The organism is Arthrobacter sp. Y3221157, assembly GCF_059089865.1.
On the sequence record NZ_JBNHFD010000029.1, the window covers coordinates 1 to 14,353 of the forward strand.

General features: G+C 66.5%; 14 protein-coding genes. 2 read left to right on the forward strand and 12 right to left on the reverse strand.

Annotated features, from left to right (window positions below):
- From AC5RTT_RS09820 to AC5RTT_RS09870, 11 genes are all read right to left on the reverse strand, one after another.
- The coding region (locus AC5RTT_RS09820) for a precorrin-2 dehydrogenase/sirohydrochlorin ferrochelatase family protein (RefSeq protein WP_494145030.1) at positions 1-492 on the reverse strand (492 nt) is incomplete at its 3' end.
- A gap of 252 nt (positions 493-744) precedes the next feature.
- Positions 745-1,686 (reverse strand): PLP-dependent cysteine synthase family protein, encoded by a 942-nt coding sequence (locus AC5RTT_RS09825; protein ID WP_494010301.1) that lies wholly within the window; start codon positions 1,684-1,686, stop codon positions 745-747.
- 133 nt (positions 1,687-1,819) lie between these two features.
- On the reverse strand, positions 1,820-2,800 hold the full coding sequence (locus AC5RTT_RS09830; protein WP_494145031.1) for an ABC transporter permease: 981 nt from the start codon (positions 2,798-2,800) through the stop codon (positions 1,820-1,822).
- Positions 2,790-3,515 carry an ABC transporter ATP-binding protein gene (locus tag AC5RTT_RS09835; RefSeq protein ID WP_494145032.1) on the reverse strand — a complete coding sequence of 242 codons (726 nt, stop codon included), beginning with the start codon at positions 3,513-3,515 and terminating at the stop codon, positions 2,790-2,792. The genes AC5RTT_RS09830 and AC5RTT_RS09835 overlap by 11 nt, the downstream gene beginning before the upstream one ends.
- A gap of 26 nt (positions 3,516-3,541) precedes the next feature.
- The gene (locus AC5RTT_RS09840) at positions 3,542-4,669 is read right to left on the reverse strand and encodes an ABC transporter substrate-binding protein (protein WP_494145059.1); all 1,128 of its coding nucleotides are present in this window, start codon (positions 4,667-4,669) and stop codon (positions 3,542-3,544) included.
- Positions 4,670-4,799: 130 nt separating this feature from the next.
- A complete protein-coding gene (locus AC5RTT_RS09845) occupies positions 4,800-5,966 on the reverse strand; it encodes an RtcB family protein (RefSeq protein WP_494145033.1) in 1,167 nt (388 codons plus the stop codon).
- 107 nt (positions 5,967-6,073) lie between these two features.
- Positions 6,074-7,477: a sulfate adenylyltransferase subunit 1 gene (locus AC5RTT_RS09850; RefSeq protein ID WP_494145034.1), complete on the reverse strand. Its 1,404-nt coding sequence runs from the start codon at positions 7,475-7,477 to the stop codon at positions 6,074-6,076.
- Entirely contained in the window at positions 7,477-8,424 is a 948-nt protein-coding gene (gene cysD, locus AC5RTT_RS09855) for a sulfate adenylyltransferase subunit CysD (RefSeq protein WP_400611432.1), read from the reverse strand. Before cysD ends, AC5RTT_RS09850 begins: the two co-directional genes overlap by 1 nt.
- Positions 8,421-9,140: a phosphoadenylyl-sulfate reductase gene (locus AC5RTT_RS09860; RefSeq protein WP_494145060.1), complete on the reverse strand. Its 720-nt coding sequence runs from the start codon at positions 9,138-9,140 to the stop codon at positions 8,421-8,423. The genes cysD and AC5RTT_RS09860 overlap by 4 nt, the downstream gene beginning before the upstream one ends.
- Positions 9,141-9,259: 119 nt before the next feature.
- Positions 9,260-11,005, reverse strand: a complete 1,746-nt coding sequence (locus AC5RTT_RS09865) for a nitrite/sulfite reductase (RefSeq protein WP_494145035.1) — start codon at positions 11,003-11,005, stop codon at positions 9,260-9,262.
- Between the two features lie 54 nt (positions 11,006-11,059).
- On the reverse strand, positions 11,060-11,929 hold the full coding sequence (locus AC5RTT_RS09870) for a sirohydrochlorin chelatase (protein WP_494145036.1): 870 nt from the start codon (positions 11,927-11,929) through the stop codon (positions 11,060-11,062).
- Between the two features lie 61 nt (positions 11,930-11,990).
- On the opposite strand from AC5RTT_RS09870, the gene AC5RTT_RS09875 reads away from it, so the two are divergent.
- Complete coding sequence (locus tag AC5RTT_RS09875; RefSeq protein ID WP_494145037.1) at positions 11,991-12,659, forward strand: trimeric intracellular cation channel family protein; 669 nt, start codon at positions 11,991-11,993, stop codon at positions 12,657-12,659.
- Between the two features lie 13 nt (positions 12,660-12,672).
- Complete coding sequence (locus AC5RTT_RS09880; RefSeq protein WP_494145038.1) at positions 12,673-13,104, forward strand: hypothetical protein; 432 nt, start codon at positions 12,673-12,675, stop codon at positions 13,102-13,104.
- A 120-nt stretch (positions 13,105-13,224) separates the two neighbouring features.
- On the opposite strand, the gene AC5RTT_RS09885 is transcribed toward AC5RTT_RS09880, so the two are convergent.
- A complete protein-coding gene (locus AC5RTT_RS09885) occupies positions 13,225-14,070 on the reverse strand; it encodes a DUF559 domain-containing protein (protein ID WP_494145039.1) in 846 nt (281 codons plus the stop codon).
- Positions 14,071-14,353: the final 283 nt, after the last annotated feature.

Here is a 14,353-nt window from a genome sequence, read left to right on the forward strand (position 1 = left end):
GGTGGCCGCAGGACGCCGGCGGCGCAGCGGAAGGTCACCGGTTTCCAGGGCGGTGGCCACGGCATCACGGACGGCCATGGCGCGGCGCGGGTCTCCCCCGGCGTTCACGGCGATCTTGACGTCATCCACCTCGGCGACGGCGGGCGTCCAGGCCGCGGAGGCTTCGTGATCGGAGGCGTTGACGCACCAGATGCGCTGCGCCTCGGCGTCGGCCGATACCAAGGCGTCCACGGCGGCATCGCCGGTGGCCGTCTGGACGAACCAGACGCCGTCGACGTCTTTGGAGTCATAGGGGCGCGCTGCCCAGGTGAGCAGGCCGGCGTCGGCCATGTCCTGGAGCGCGGGAGAGGCAACGGGAGCCACCACGGTGACCACGGCACCGGCGTCGAGCAGGCCCTTGGCGCGGCGGGCAGCCACCGGGCCGCCGCCCACCACCAACACGGGACGGCCGAGGAGCCGCAGCGCCGTGGGGTAGATATCCTGAATTGCCATGAATCAACGGTAGGGCCGCGTCCCAATCGCCCACAAAGGCCGAGCAACACCAGTTCACGCAAGGTAACGCTGCGTCACAAACCCGGCGGGCCGCCGTCGTGCTCCATAGCGGGGCACTTTGGCTCGGAATGCGGCAGTGCTCGCCATGAAAGCCGGTGCGTCCGTGTCATAGTCCCCCGTTTCGGCTGCTGACCGTAGTGAGGAATCGGCCGCGCTCCCGGATCAGCCGCTGCAGGTACCGGCGCCGCGCTTCTATCCGTACAGCCCAGTGCTGAGATACCGGAACCCGGAGTCAACCATGATGGTGACCACAGTTGCGTCCGGGCCAAGCTGTTCGGCGACGCGCAGCGCGGCAACAACATTTCCTCCCGAGGAGGTACCGGCGAAGATGCCTTCCTCCCGCGCAAGGCGGCGGCTCATCGCCATCGCATCCTCGGAATTGACCGGCTCTATGGAGTCCACCTCCTCGGGTTCCCACAGCGGCGGCAGGAAGCCGATTCCGATTCCTTCAATCCGGTGGGAGCCGGTAGGGCCTCCGGAAAGTACGGACGACTCAGCCGGCTCGACGGCCACGACCCTAAGCGTTGGCAGGTGGCGGCGCAGGGCGCGCGCAGCGCCGTGTATGGAGTGGGCAGTTCCGACAGACTGTACTAAGGCATCCACGAGACCGTGCGATTGCTGCCAGATTTCCTCGCCCAAGGCCAGATATCCGGTCACGGCGTCGTGGTTGTTGAGCTGGTCGCAGGCCCAGTAGCCCGGCTGCGCGCTCAGCTCGCCTGCGCGGGCGATCATGGCCCTGATCAAGGATTCGGTGATGCGGCCCTGGTCACTTGGTACGTCCTCAACCGTTGCCCCCAGGGCCTCCATGGTGCGGCGTTTCTCGTCGCTGAAAGCGTCTGAGAAAACGACATGCAGCCGGTAGCCCTTGGCCGCACAGGCCAAGGCGAGCGAGATGCCTGTTGTTCCGGCGGTGTACTCAACAACCGTATCGCCCGGGCTGATGTCGCCCCGGGCTTCGGCGGCGCTGATCGCAGCCACAGCCATTCGGTCCTTCATGCTCCCGGTGGGGTTCGCATACTCCAGTTTTGCGAGCACACGCGCTGACCCCGGCGGCACCACTTTCCGCAGTTCGATCAGCGGGGTGGAACCGATGCCCGCCAGTATTCCTTGACCCGGTTCCAGTCCGTGTTCCATGTATCCGCCTCACGCTGAGCGCCTCCGGCCGGAGCGGTCCGGTAAGGAACAAGGTATACCTGTCGGGAAGGGAAGCACAGCAAAGCCCGACGGCGGGAGGTCGCCGTCGGGCTCTGCAGAAGGTGGGTAGGGGCTAGCGTGTGCTGCCGGCGAGGAGGCCGCGGCTGCGCAGGAGCTTCTTCTCGATGGGGGCGAACACCAGCAGTTCGATGAGGATGCCGACGGCCAGGATCAGCAGGATGGCCGACATCACTACAGACATGTCCGACAGGATGCGGCCCTGGTCCAGCAGCGAGCCCAGGCCGAAGCCGATGGTGCCGCCCACGGCGATGATTTCGGCGGCCATGAGTGAGCGCCAGGAGAAGGCCCAGCCCTGTTTCAGTCCGCCGAGGTATCCCGGAAGGGCGGCCGGGAGGATGACCTGAAGTGCCATCTGCAGCCGTGACGCTCCCAGGACGGTGCCGACGCGGCGGTACTGCGGCGGGATCTGGTCCACCCCGGAGATGAGTCCGTTGATGATGGACGGGATGGCGCCCATGAATACCACGAAGTAGACGGTGGCGTCCGTCAGGCCGAACCAGATGATGGCGGCAGGCACCCAGGCGACGGACGGCAGCACCTGCAGGCCGGAGATCAGGGGGCCGAAAGCCCGGCGCAGTGGTGCCACCTGGGCGAGCAGCAGGCCCACCGGTGTGGCGATGGCGACGGAGATGATGAAACCCACCACGCCGCGCTGCAGCGAGGTCCACATGGCTTCCTGCAGCTTGCCTTCATTCCAGAGAAGGCCCATCTGGGCCACAACGTCCAGCGGCCCGGGCACCAGGTCGCGGCGCTTGACCCCAAGCGAGACGTAGAACTGCCAGATGAGCACCAGGACCACCAGGGCGGCGATGGGCAGCAGGATCCGGCTCCAGTCGATCCGGTGTTTGCGCTCGGCGTCGGACTGCAGCGAGTCCAGCCCGGACTCAAGCTCCCGGAGGTCCTCGTTCCCCGTCGAAGTCCGCGTCAAAGCGGCATGCACATGAGGGGCTGGTGCAGCGCCGGTTGCCGCCCTGGTTTCGAGAGGCCCGACCACCGGGGTCCTGTCCTCGAGGGGCGTGGGGTTACTTGGCATGGCGGCGAATCTCCTCCCGCAGCCGGGCAGTGATGACCCCGGTCAGCTGGCCGGCGAGCCCGGCGTCGGTTCGGTGTTCCTCAGTGACGGCCCACTCCTGGACCACGCGGCCGGGGCGGGAGGACAGCAGCAGTACGCGCTGGCCCAGCCGCACGGCTTCACGGACGTTGTGGGTGACGAAGACAATCGTGCGCCCGGTTTCCTTCCAGATGCGCTCCAGCTCGTCGTGAAGGAGGTCGCGGGTGATCGCATCGAGGGCGGCGAACGGCTCATCCATGAGCAGCAGCTGCCGGTCCTGGGCGAGCGATCGGGCCAGGGACACGCGCTGGCGCATGCCGCCGGACAGCTCGTGCGGACGCTTGTCGCCGGCGGTACCGAGGTGCACCAGTTCCAGGAGCTCCTGGGCCTTGACGCGCCGCTCCGCCTTGCCCACGCCGCGCAGCTTCAGCGCCAGCTCAATGTTTTCGCGGGCCGTGAGCCAGGGGAAGAGTGCTGCGTCCTGGAACATGAAGGCTGCACCGTCGCTGGGTACTTCCAGGGCGCCCGACGACGGCGCCTCCAGCCCCGCGATGATATTCAGCAGGGTGGACTTGCCGCAGCCGGAGGCACCGAGGAGGGCAACGAACTCGCCCTTTTCGATGTTGGCGTTGACGTCGTCCAGTACCGGGGCGCCGTCGCCGAAGCGCTTGCCCAGGTGTTCCAGTACGACTGGCATGGTGCCGTCCTTAGGTAGTGGGTTGGTCAGTCCTGGCCGAGGCCGGCTGCTGAAATCTTGCTGGTGCCGGCGACTTCGTTGAGTGCCCGGAGGTCGAAGAGCCCGCTGATGTCGGCCTGCTTTGTGGTGCCGGCCTCGACGCCGTCCTGCAGGAGCCGGGGGTAGGCACCTGCCAGCGGGTCGAGGGTGAAGGTGATGTTGGCCAGGGACCGGGCCAGGACGTCGTCGGCCAGTGCGGCGCCGGCGGATTCCTGCAGGGCTGAGTTGATGACCGCTGTTTTCCGGTCCGCGGGGGCCTCGTTCAGCCACGCCACCGACTTCGCGTGGCCGGCGAGGAGGGCCTTCACGGTGTCCGGGTGGTCGGCCGCGAACTTCTGGTTCACGATCAGGATGGTGGTGGGGAACTCGCCCGGCTTGCCGGTCCCGGTGCCGTCCCACAGGTCCTTCTCGTCAACAAGCACCTTGGCTCCGGCCTGAAGCACCAGGCGTGACGCCCACGGCTCAGGCAACCATGCGCCGTCGAGCTTTCCGTCCTGGAACAGCTTGAGCGTCTGGGCGTTTTCGGTCGGGTTGATGGCCACGTCGCCACTGCCGTCCACGTTGGTCTTGTAGCCCTGGTGGGCGAGCCAGGCGCGGAGGGCCACGTCCTGGGTACCGCCAAGCTGCGGGGACGCGATGGTCTTGCCCTTAAGGTCGGCAGCGGAGTTGATCTCCGGCTTGACCACCAGCTGGGCACCGCCTGCCGCAGCGCCGGCGATGACCCGGACGGATTCGCCCTGGCTCTTGACGAAGGAGTTGATGGCGGGGTTGGGTCCAATGTAGGCGGCGTCGATGGCGCCGGCGTTCAATGCCTCGATGGCTGCCGGGCCCGCGTTGAAGGTCTCGGTGCTGAGGCTGGTGCTGCCCAGCGATTCGGCCAGGAGGCCTTCCTTGATCCCCACCAGCGCCGGGGCGTGCGTGACGTTGCCGAAGTAACCGAGCTTCAGCTCGGCGGCGGGGGTGGGGGCGACGGCCTGCGCCTCAGAGTTGCGCGAGACGGTGGACGCGACCACCGCACCGACGGCGATGAGCAGGACCAGTCCGATGGCCAGGACGGCCTCGATGGCACGCTTGCGCTTGGGTACCGCGCTTTCGCCTGCCACGATGCGGGTCATCCCGGGCTTGGAACTAGTCATTGTTTCACCATAGGGAGTGACATATTCGCGTTCAATGAAGCCTAAACGGGGGGTCACGCACGTTCATCTAGCGTCACATTCGGACGCGGTGGCACCGGGATTGCGCGGTTCAGTTGCCCTTCACGTTGACCAGCTGCCGCAGCTTGTGCCGCACGGTCACGAGGTCCGCGGCGTCCTGCATCACCTGGTCGATCGGCTTGTATGCGGCGGGGATTTCGTCGATGAATGCCTCCGACGCGCGGAATTCGATGCCGCGCATGGCCCGCTTGAGTTCCGCCAGGCTGAATGCCTTGCGGGCGGCGTTGCGCGAGTACTCCCGGCCTGCGCCGTGCGGGGAAGAGTTCAGCGACGCCGGGTTGCCCAGGCCCTCCACCACGTACGACGCCGTGCCCATGGATCCGGGGATGAGCCCGGGATCGCCGGCCTCGGCTTTGATGGCGCCTTTGCGGGAGACCCAGACTGGCTTGCCGTAGTGGGTCTCCCGCTGGGTGAAGTTGTGGTGGCAGTTGATCCGCTCGCGCTCCTGCACCCGGCCGCCCACCCAGCGGCCGAACTGGGCACTGACGCGGTCCATCATTTCCTCGCGGTTCAGCAGCGCGAAGTGCTGGGCCCAGCGCAGCTCGGCAATGTATCTCTCGAACTGCGGCGTGCCCTCGTCCAGGTACGCGAGGTCCGGGTCCGGCAGGTAGACCTGGTTCTTCCGGCTGACATGCTGCGCCACGCCGATGTGGTGCTGGGCGATCTTGTTGCCGATTCCCCGGGAACCGGAGTGCAGGAACAGCCAGACGGCCTGGTTCTCATCGGCACAGATCTCGATGAAGTGGTTGCCGGAGCCCAGGGAGCCCAGCTGCAGGTCCCACTTGTCCACGTACTGCGCGGGGCTGAAGCCGGCCTTCGCTGCCAGTGCCTTCAGCTCCGCGATCCGGGGTTCCGCGGTGGGCAGGACCTTCTTGTTGTTGTGCCCGGCGGAGAGCGGAATGACGCGCTCGATGTCCTCCCGAATCCGCTTGAGGTCCTTTGGAAGGTCCTTGACCGAGTACTGGGTGCGGACGGCAATCATGCCGCAGCCGATGTCCACCCCTACCGCGGCCGGGATGATGGCGCGCAGTGTGGGAATGACCGAACCGACCGTGGCGCCCTTGCCCAGGTGCGCGTCGGGCATCAGCGCCAGATGGGGGTAGATGAACGGCAGGCTGGCTGTCTTCACGGCCTGCTCGCGGGTTTGGCTGTCCAGGATCGAGGCCCAGTTCAGAAGCTTCGGGCTGATGGTTTCCATGCTCCGCCTCCTACCCGGAATACAGGACGACAAAACCGCGGCTTGTTCGCATCTCCGTCCCTTGAAGGTTCGGATTTGCGAACAAGCCGCGGTTTCGAAGGCGGAAGCTAGATGCTGTAGCGCTCGTCCTCGTGGTCGCCCGGGTGGTCCTTGACCAGGCCGGCGGCCAGCGTGTTGCCGTCCAGCGGGTCAATCACCAGGAACGCGCCGGTGCGGCGGTGGTGCAGGTAGTTCTCAAGCGGCAACGGCGCGGCGAGCCGGAGCTGCGCGTGTCCGATGTCGTTGAGTTCCAGGCTTGAGGCCGGCTCCAGCTTGAAGGAGGCCAGGTCCAGCTTGCCGGAGACACTGCGGACCAGGGCCTGCACGGTGCGTGTGCCGTGCTTGACCAGGACCTTCTGGCCTTCGCGCAACGGCTTCGGGGACAGCCAGCACAGTGCTGCGTACAGGTCTGCGGAAGCTTCGCGGACGGTGCCGGCAGCAGCGATGGTGTCACCGCGGGCGACGTCGAACTCCTCGGCCAGGCGGATGGCGACGGACTGCGGGGCGGCGGCTTCCTCCAGGGAGGCGCCGGCGAAGTCGATGCCCGCCACGGTGGTGGTGCGCGGGTCCTGGCCGGGGGTCAGGACGGAGACCTTGTCCCCCACCTTGACCGAGCCCTCGGTGATCTGGCCGGCGTACGCGCGGTAGTCGCGGTAGGCCTCCACGTCCAGGCCGGCGGCAACGGCGTCGGGAGCCAGGGCACCCTGCGGCCGGATGACCAGCTGCACCGGGAAGCGGAAGCTCTCCAGGTGGCTTTCGAGTTCGTCCGCGGCAGGCATAGTCTCCAGGACCTCCAGCAGCGCCGGGCCGGTGTACCAGGGGGTGCGCTCGGAGCGGTCCACCACGTTGTCGCCGTCGAGGGCGGACACGGGGATGACCAGCAGGTCGCTGATTCCGTCGGAGCCCAGGCCCAGTTCGCGGCCAACCTGCTGCACGTCCGCCTCGATGTCACGGAACACGGACTCGCTGAAGTCCACCAGGTCAATTTTGTTCACGGCCACGATCACGTGCGCCACGCGCAGCAGCTGCAGCACAGACAGGTGCCGGCGGGTCTGCTCAAGGACGCCCTTGCGTGCGTCGATGAGCACGACGACGGCATCAGCCGTGGACGCGCCGGTCACCGTGTTCTTGGTGTACTGCACGTGCCCGGGGCAGTCGGCCAGGATGAAGCTGCGGCGGTCGGTGGCGAAGTAGCGGTAGGCCACATCGATGGTGATGCCCTGCTCGCGCTCGGCACGCAGGCCGTCGGTCAGCAGGGCCAGGTCGATGCCGCCCTTGTCCCCGCCAAAGCCCCGGTCCGCGGAGGTGCGGGCAACGGCGTCGAGCTGGTCAGCCAGGATGGCCTTGGAATCGTGCAGGAGGCGGCCCACCAAAGTGGACTTGCCGTCGTCGACCGATCCCGCGGTGGCAAAGCGGAACAGGGTTGTGGGCAGGGCCGTCTCGAGGTCGGCAGCCAAAATATCGGTGCTCATTAGAAGTACCCGTCCTTCTTGCGGTCTTCCATGGCAGCCTCGGAGATGCGGTCATCTGCGCGGGTGGCGCCACGTTCGGTCAGGGTGGAGGCGGCGACTTCAACCACGACGTCGGCCACGGTAAAGGCGTTGGACTCGACGGCGCCGGTGCAGGACATGTCGCCCACCGTGCGGTAACGGACGGTCTTGGTGATGACTTCCTCGTGCGGCAGCGGCTGGGAGACCTCGCCCACTGCGCGCCACATGCCGTCGCGGGCGAAGACCTCGCGCTCGTGGGCGTAGTACAGGCCGGGAAGCTCGATGTTTTCGCGCTCGATGTAGCGCCAGATGTCCAGTTCGGTCCAGTTGCTGATGGGGAACGCACGGACGTGCTGGCCCACGGTGTGGCGGCCGTTGTACAGGTTCCACAGCTCGGGGCGCTGGTTACGGGGGTCCCACTGGCCGAACTCGTCACGGAGGCTGAGGATGCGCTCCTTGGCGCGGGCCTTGTCCTCGTCACGGCGGCCGCCGCCGAACACGGCATCGAACTTGTTCTGCTGGATGGCGTCCAGCAGCGGGACGGTCTGCAGCGGGTTGCGGGTGCCGTCGGCACGCTCTGCCAGTTCGCCGCGGTCGATGAACTCCTGCACGGAGCCCACCACGAGCTTCAAACCCAGGCGCTCAACGGTCCGGTCGCGGAAATCGATGACCTCGGGGAAGTTGTGGCCGGTGTCCACGTGCAGCACGGGGAACGGGACCTTGCCCGGCCAGAAGGCCTTGGTGGCCAGGTGCAGCATCACCACGGAGTCCTTGCCGCCGGAGAACAGCAGGGCGGGCTTCTCGAACTCGGCCACAACCTCGCGGATGATGTGGATGGCCTCGGATTCGAGGGTGTCCAGGCTGGAGAGGCGCGTGGAAACGGCGGCGTCAGTCACCTGGGTGGTCTCCTCGGTCAGTGAAGTGCTCATACGTGTAGTCCGCATTCTGTCTTGTTGGTTCCTGCCCAGCGGCCGGCGCGGGGGTCCTCGCCGGGAGCCACCTTGCGGGTGCAGGGCTGGCATCCGATGGACGGGTAGCCCTGGGACAGGAGCGGGTTGACGGGCAGGAGGTTGTCGTCGGAGTACTGGACCAGCTGGTCGAACGTCCACGCGGCCATCGGGTTGACCTTGACCAGGCCGTTCTTGTCGTCCCAGCCCACCAGCGGCGTGTTGGTCCGGGTGGGGGCTTCGTCGCGGCGGACACCGGTAAACCACAGTTCGTAGCCGGCCAGGGTGCGCTGCAGCGGCGCCACCTTGCGGAGGGCGCAGCACTGGGCGGCGTCACGGGCGAACAGGTCCTTGCCCAGGAGCCGGTCCTGCTGCTCCACCGTGTTCTCCGGGAGCACGTCCACCACGTTGACGCGGAGGTTCGCTGCCACCTCGTCACGCGTGGCGTAGGTTTCCGGGAAGTGGTAGCCGGTCTCCAGGAACAGGACGTCGACGCCGGGCATCTGGTCCGCGACCAGGGCAGGCAGGACGGCGTCGGCCATGGAGCAGGCGACGGCGACCGCAGGCAGGTCAAAGTTGCGCTCAACCCAGGCGATGACATCGCGGGCGGGGGCATCCCAGCCAAGTTCGGCGGCACCAGCTTCGGCGAGGGCCTTCAGCTCTTCCTTGGAACGAAGCTTGGGGGCTGCTGCCGCCACGGTGGCGTCCACCTCGGCGGAGGCCTCTGCCGGCGCAGCCACCGGATCTCCACCAAATGAGGGGCCGCGGCCACCGGGGCCCCCGGCCGAGCTTGCGAGGTTGGGGAGTGGCTGGGGATTCACTGGAGTGCCTCCTCGTCTGCCGCGTGGGCCCACTCTGCGAAGGTCTGGCCTTCGGAGCGCTGGGCCACGAACGTACGGACAACGCGCTCCACGTAGTCGGGCAGGTCATCGACGTACACCTTCAGGCCGCGGACGGTCCGGCCCAGGCCGGCTTCCTCGCGGGTGTTGTTGGCCAACCCGCCGCCCAGGTGGACCTGGAAGCCCGGGGAGGGATCGCCGTCGGGCGTGGGAAGCATCATGCCCTTGAGGCCGATGTCCGCCGTCTGGATGCGCGCGCAGGAGTTGGGGCAGCCGTTGATGTGCAGGGACAGCGCCTGCGGCAGTTCACCGGACTCGGCGAGGTCCGCCAGGCGGCGCTCCAGCTCGGCGACCGCGGTGGCGGCGGTGTGCTTGGTCTCCACGATGGCCAGCTTGCAGTACTCGATGCCGGTGCAGGCGATGGTGCCACGGCGGAACACGGACGGGCGGGCAGACAGGCCCAGGGCGTCCAGCTCGGCCACCAGCGGCTCCACGTGGTCCTTCTCGACATCCAGGACAACGAGCTTCTGGTGCGGGGTGGTGCGCAGCCGGTAGGACCCGCGGGCCTCCAGGGTGTCCGCCAGCTTGGCCAGCGCAGCGCCGGACAGGCGGCCGGCCACGGGGGTGGCGCCGATGAAGAACTTGCCGTCCTTCTGCTCGTGCACGCCAACATGGTCGCCGGGCGTGGTGGGCTTGGGCGCGGCCGGACCGTCGGCCAGTTTGTAGCCGAGGTATTCGTCCTCCAGGATCTGGCGGAACTTCTCCGGACCCCAGTCGGCCATCAGGAACTTCAGGCGGGCCTTGGTGCGCATGCGCCGGTAGCCGTAGTCGCGGAAGATGCTGGTGACGCCGAGCCACACGTCTGCGGCCTGCTCGGGCTTCACGAACGCGCCCAGGCGCTTGCCGAGCATCGGGTTGGTGGACAGCGCGCCGCCGGCCCAGAGGTCGTAGCCGACGCCCAGTTCCGGGTGGCGGACGCCCACCAGCGCGAAGTCGTTGATCTCGTGGACCACGTCCTGGCTGGGGTGGCCTGTGATGGCGGACTTGTACTTGCGCGGCAGGTTGGACAGCAGCGGGTTGCCGATGAACCGCTCCCCCAGCTCCTCGATGAGCGGGGTGGGGTCGATGATTTCATCTTTGGCGATGCCGGCCACGGGCGAACCCAGGATGACGCGGGGCACGTCGCCGCAGGCCTCGGTGGTGGACAGGCCCACAGCCTCCAGCCGGTTCCAGATCTCGGGGATGTCCTCCACGCGGATCCAGTGCAGCTGGATGTTCTGGCGGTCGGTGAGGTCGGCCGAATCGCGGGCAAAGTCCACGGAGATCTGGCCGATGACGCGCAGCTGCTCGGTGGTGAGCGCGCCGCCGTCGATCCTCACGCGGAGCATGAAGTACTTGTCTTCGAGCTCGTGCGGTTCAAGGGTTGCGGTCTTGCCGCCGTCGATCCCGGGCTTGCGCTGGGTGTAGAGGCCCCACCAGCGGAAGCGGCCGTGCAGGTCCTGGCCGGGGATGGCGTCGAAGCCTTCCTTGGCGTAGATGGTTTCGATACGCTCGCGCACGTTGAGGCCGTCGTCTTCCTGTTTCCAGGTTTCGTTGGCGTTCAGGGGCGTTTTGCCGTCAACTTTCCACTGCCCGTGCGGCTTTGCAGCGGGACGGGACGCGCGGGCGGGGCGCTTGGTGGAAGCGGAGTCCGCGGACGCTCCGGCTAGAGCTGTATCAGTCATGCATCGACTGTAGGTCCCCCCGGAATGGCGTCACAAAGGCCCGGAAACGCTAAGTCACCTAGGGAAATATTTCGTCACGAAACGCCGGACTGCCTTGAAGAAGCCATCCTGCTGTGCATCGGATTCCGCTGTTGGCCCGGGGTCCGAGGGCACCTCGGCGGGCGCGCCGGCGGGTGCAGCGGCGGCTGAATTTCGGGCCTTCGCGACGGCGGCGTCGTACCGCTCCAAGGCGATTTCGGCGAGCACGGGGGACGGCAGCAGCGGCTCGGTCACCAGGTCGGCCCCGGCTTTGGCCAGCTGGTCGTGGAAGTAGCCCGGCGCCAGGAGGTAGGAGGCAATCACCACCCGCCCGCCGACGTCGACACCTCCCGCAGACTCCCCCGCCCCGGCACCTCCTGCCAGCTCCTCGCGAAGCATTGCGACGGCGTCGGGCACGGACGGCTTGGCAGAGGCGCCGTAGGCGGCCACCATCCGGTTGGACCGAAGCTGCCGCAACTGCCCCAGCAGCTCCTCTACGCTCTTGGCCGCGTTCGGGTTGGACGAGCCGGCGGCGGCGAGCACCACCACGTCGTTGTCTGTCACGCCGGCTTCGCGCAGCCGCTGGTCAAGCAGCGCCGCGAGGCGCGGATCCGGGCCCAGGGGTGCGGCGGCGGCACTTCCCGGCCGGCTCTTCACAGCCCGCGCAATGTCCACCTTCACGTGGTAGCCCACGCTCAGCAGCAACGGCACCACGACGGCGGACTCCCCCGCCGGGAGTCCCGCCACCACATCCACCAGATCGGGCTGCTGGACGTCCACGTATGCTTCCCGAACGTCCAGACCGGGGCGGAGTTCAGCGATGGCGGCACGCAGCGCGTTGACCTCCGCCGCTCCTTGTGCGTTGGACGTCCCATGGGCGCAGGCGATCATGATGGGGCTGTTCATAGGGGCTAGCGTAACGTTGGAGCCGCCCTGTCCGAACCACTTTGAATTGCCGGGACGCTCCATGACATTCGCTTTTGACACCGCCCTGGTTTGGCTGGACCTGGCCGGTGTCTTTTTCTTCGCGGTCTCGGGGTCCCTGCTGGCGGCGCGGAAGCGGTTCGACATCCTGGGCTCGCTCCTCCTGGCCTCGCTCGTGGCCCTGGGCGGCGGCGTTATCCGCGACATCATCCTCAACACTGTGCCGGCCGCATTCACCAACCCCGCCTACCTGGTGCCGCCGCTGCTGGCCACAGTCCTGGTGTACTTCCTCTTTTCCAGCGTCCAGCGCTTCACCTCACTGCTGGTCCTGTTCGACGCCGGCGGGCTGGCTTTGTTCTGCATCACCGGAACCCTGAAGGCACTCACGTTCGGCATGAACCCGTACGCGGCCGTCCTGCTGGGCGTGGCCACCGCGGTGGGCGGCGGGCTGCTGCGCGACATCACCGCCAATGAGGTTCCGCAGCTGTTCAACGCCCGGGAGCTGTACGCGTTGCCGGCATTCAGCGGAGCGGCGCTGACTTCCCTGCTGTGGGTGTCCGGCCTATTCAATACCGTGACCGCATTCTTTGTGGCGGCCGTGGTTTTTGCCTTCCGGGTCATTGCATGGCGCCGCTACTGGTACGTTCCGCTGGCTGTGCGGGGGTGGCAGCGCAACGGCTCCACCGGCGGCGAATCGCGGGGCGGCGATTAGCTAGGATATGAGCATGACTGACATGTTCCTCGAGAAGTTCCGCGCGCTTGTTCCGAAGTATCTCGAGGATGAATGGCAGGAAGCGGACGGGCTGTCCGAGGAGGAGCTGGACAAGGCCCTGGCCGAGCACCAGTTCCAGATTCCGCTGGTTCTGCGCGAGTTCTACCTGGCGTTGGGCGGCTGCGAGGACCTCATGGAGGCCTACCACTACTTCTGGGACCCGGACGAGCTCGAGGTGGACGACGAGGGTTTCCTCATGTTCCTCGAGGACGAGGATGAGGAGTACACCTGGGGCTTCCGCGTGGGCGACCTCACCGTCCCGGACCCCATCGTGTACCGCCGCAACAACGCCCGCGGCCAGTGGAAGTCCGAAGAGGGCACCTTCTCCGAGTTCGTGTTCGACATGTTCGACTGGGCCTTCGAGGACGACGAGCACGAGGACTAACGGCCCTGGCTCTTCTCCGCGACCGGAATGCGTTACTTTAGGCTTCCGGTCCCTTGGAAAGTGCCGGAATAGCGGGAATTCAGCTCAGCCAAGGCTTATAAGTCACGCAATTGGGTCAAGTTATAGCTCAGGTCCAGCAGTAAACACGCCGCGCCGCCAGAGTTCCAGCACCGCCTGCACCTCGGCGACCATTGCCTCAGGCGTGTGCACAACATCGTCGTAGTAGTAGCGCAGGACCAGGTATCCTCCCAGAAGACTTCGGTTGTTGCGGCGCTGATCCCGCTTGACCGCCTTCGGTTCGAAGTGCGTTGATCCATCGGTCTCAACCACAATGACTTCCTCCACCAGGAAGTCCACCTCCCCGACGCCCGCAATAAGGACATGCCTCCTCACCCTCAGCCCTGCCCGGGCGAAATGCACATTGGCGAGGACTTCCAACACTGAATCTGCTCGAGGAATGACCAGATCGAGTACGGAACGCGCCTTTCCATTGCGGCGGCCGTGGCATTTGGCGTAAAGGAAATCCAAGGAGATGCTTCCATTGCCTACAGCCGACTGCACCATCACGAGCGCCTCGAATTCCGGCAGACAGCGAAGGGCATGAATCAGGACGTCCGCCAATCCAAGTACGGGAAGCCAGGCATGCTTCGGATGCTGGGGACGGCCATGGTCTATGGTGCCTGGAGTGTTGGACGGGTGGCTCCGGCAGAGATGAACACAGGTGGGGCTGTTGAGCGTCCAAAGGCTATAGACCGGCGCTGCGGAAAGACAGGTGAGACGACCTCCAGCTGCAATGGCGGTGGCGAGGAGGCCGTCAGGGGGCACCGCATAGATGCCACGCCTGACCTTATGCACCAGCCCGAGTTCCAGGGCCTGAGTAACGGTAGTCCGTGTGAACCCTGCCTTCTTCAAGTGGGCTGCCCGGGCAGCTCCCCCACGCCGCGTCAAGAAATCAGTGACGTCCATACCTCATAGTCGGCATTCGACAGCACCTGGTGAGAGGGGCCGCCTTGGCTATGTGCAAACCCGGAGTGTTCGGCGACCGGATTGCGCGACTTTTGAAGCTCCCATGGCAGTGGGTCGCGTCAGTTTGCGGCGGGCTGTGCCCGAAGCTCCCATAACTTACGCAATTGCGTCATCGGACCGACGACGTTGCCCCTTTACGGCCCAAAGAGAAGGCGAAAACCCTGTGACACAGGCAGTAAATTATCGCTTGCATTTTGTGACAGATCTGTCATAGACTGTTTCC

Bases quoted from the DNA above. Each gene is read 5' to 3' on its own strand.
- AC5RTT_RS09875 (WP_494145037.1), top strand. From the start codon at position 11,991: ATGACATTCGCTTTTGACACCGCCCTGGTTTGGCTGGACCTGGCCGGT.
- AC5RTT_RS09870 (WP_494145036.1), bottom strand. From the start codon at position 11,929: ATGAACAGCCCCATCATGATCGCCTGCGCCCATGGGACGTCCAACGCA.
- AC5RTT_RS09845 (WP_494145033.1), bottom strand. From the start codon at position 5,966: ATGGAAACCATCAGCCCGAAGCTTCTGAACTGGGCCTCGATCCTGGAC.
- AC5RTT_RS09840 (WP_494145059.1), bottom strand. From the start codon at position 4,669: ATGACCCGCATCGTGGCAGGCGAAAGCGCGGTACCCAAGCGCAAGCGT.
- AC5RTT_RS09880 (WP_494145038.1), top strand. From the start codon at position 12,673: ATGACTGACATGTTCCTCGAGAAGTTCCGCGCGCTTGTTCCGAAGTAT.
- AC5RTT_RS09835 (WP_494145032.1), bottom strand. From the start codon at position 3,515: ATGCCAGTCGTACTGGAACACCTGGGCAAGCGCTTCGGCGACGGCGCC.
- AC5RTT_RS09865 (WP_494145035.1), bottom strand. From the start codon at position 11,005: ATGACTGATACAGCTCTAGCCGGAGCGTCCGCGGACTCCGCTTCCACC.
- AC5RTT_RS09825 (WP_494010301.1), bottom strand. From the start codon at position 1,686: ATGGAACACGGACTGGAACCGGGTCAAGGAATACTGGCGGGCATCGGT.
- AC5RTT_RS09850 (WP_494145034.1), bottom strand. From the start codon at position 7,477: ATGAGCACCGATATTTTGGCTGCCGACCTCGAGACGGCCCTGCCCACA.
- AC5RTT_RS09885 (WP_494145039.1), bottom strand. From the start codon at position 14,070: ATGGACGTCACTGATTTCTTGACGCGGCGTGGGGGAGCTGCCCGGGCA.
- AC5RTT_RS09830 (WP_494145031.1), bottom strand. From the start codon at position 2,800: ATGCCAAGTAACCCCACGCCCCTCGAGGACAGGACCCCGGTGGTCGGG.
- cysD (WP_400611432.1), bottom strand. From the start codon at position 8,424: ATGAGCACTTCACTGACCGAGGAGACCACCCAGGTGACTGACGCCGCC.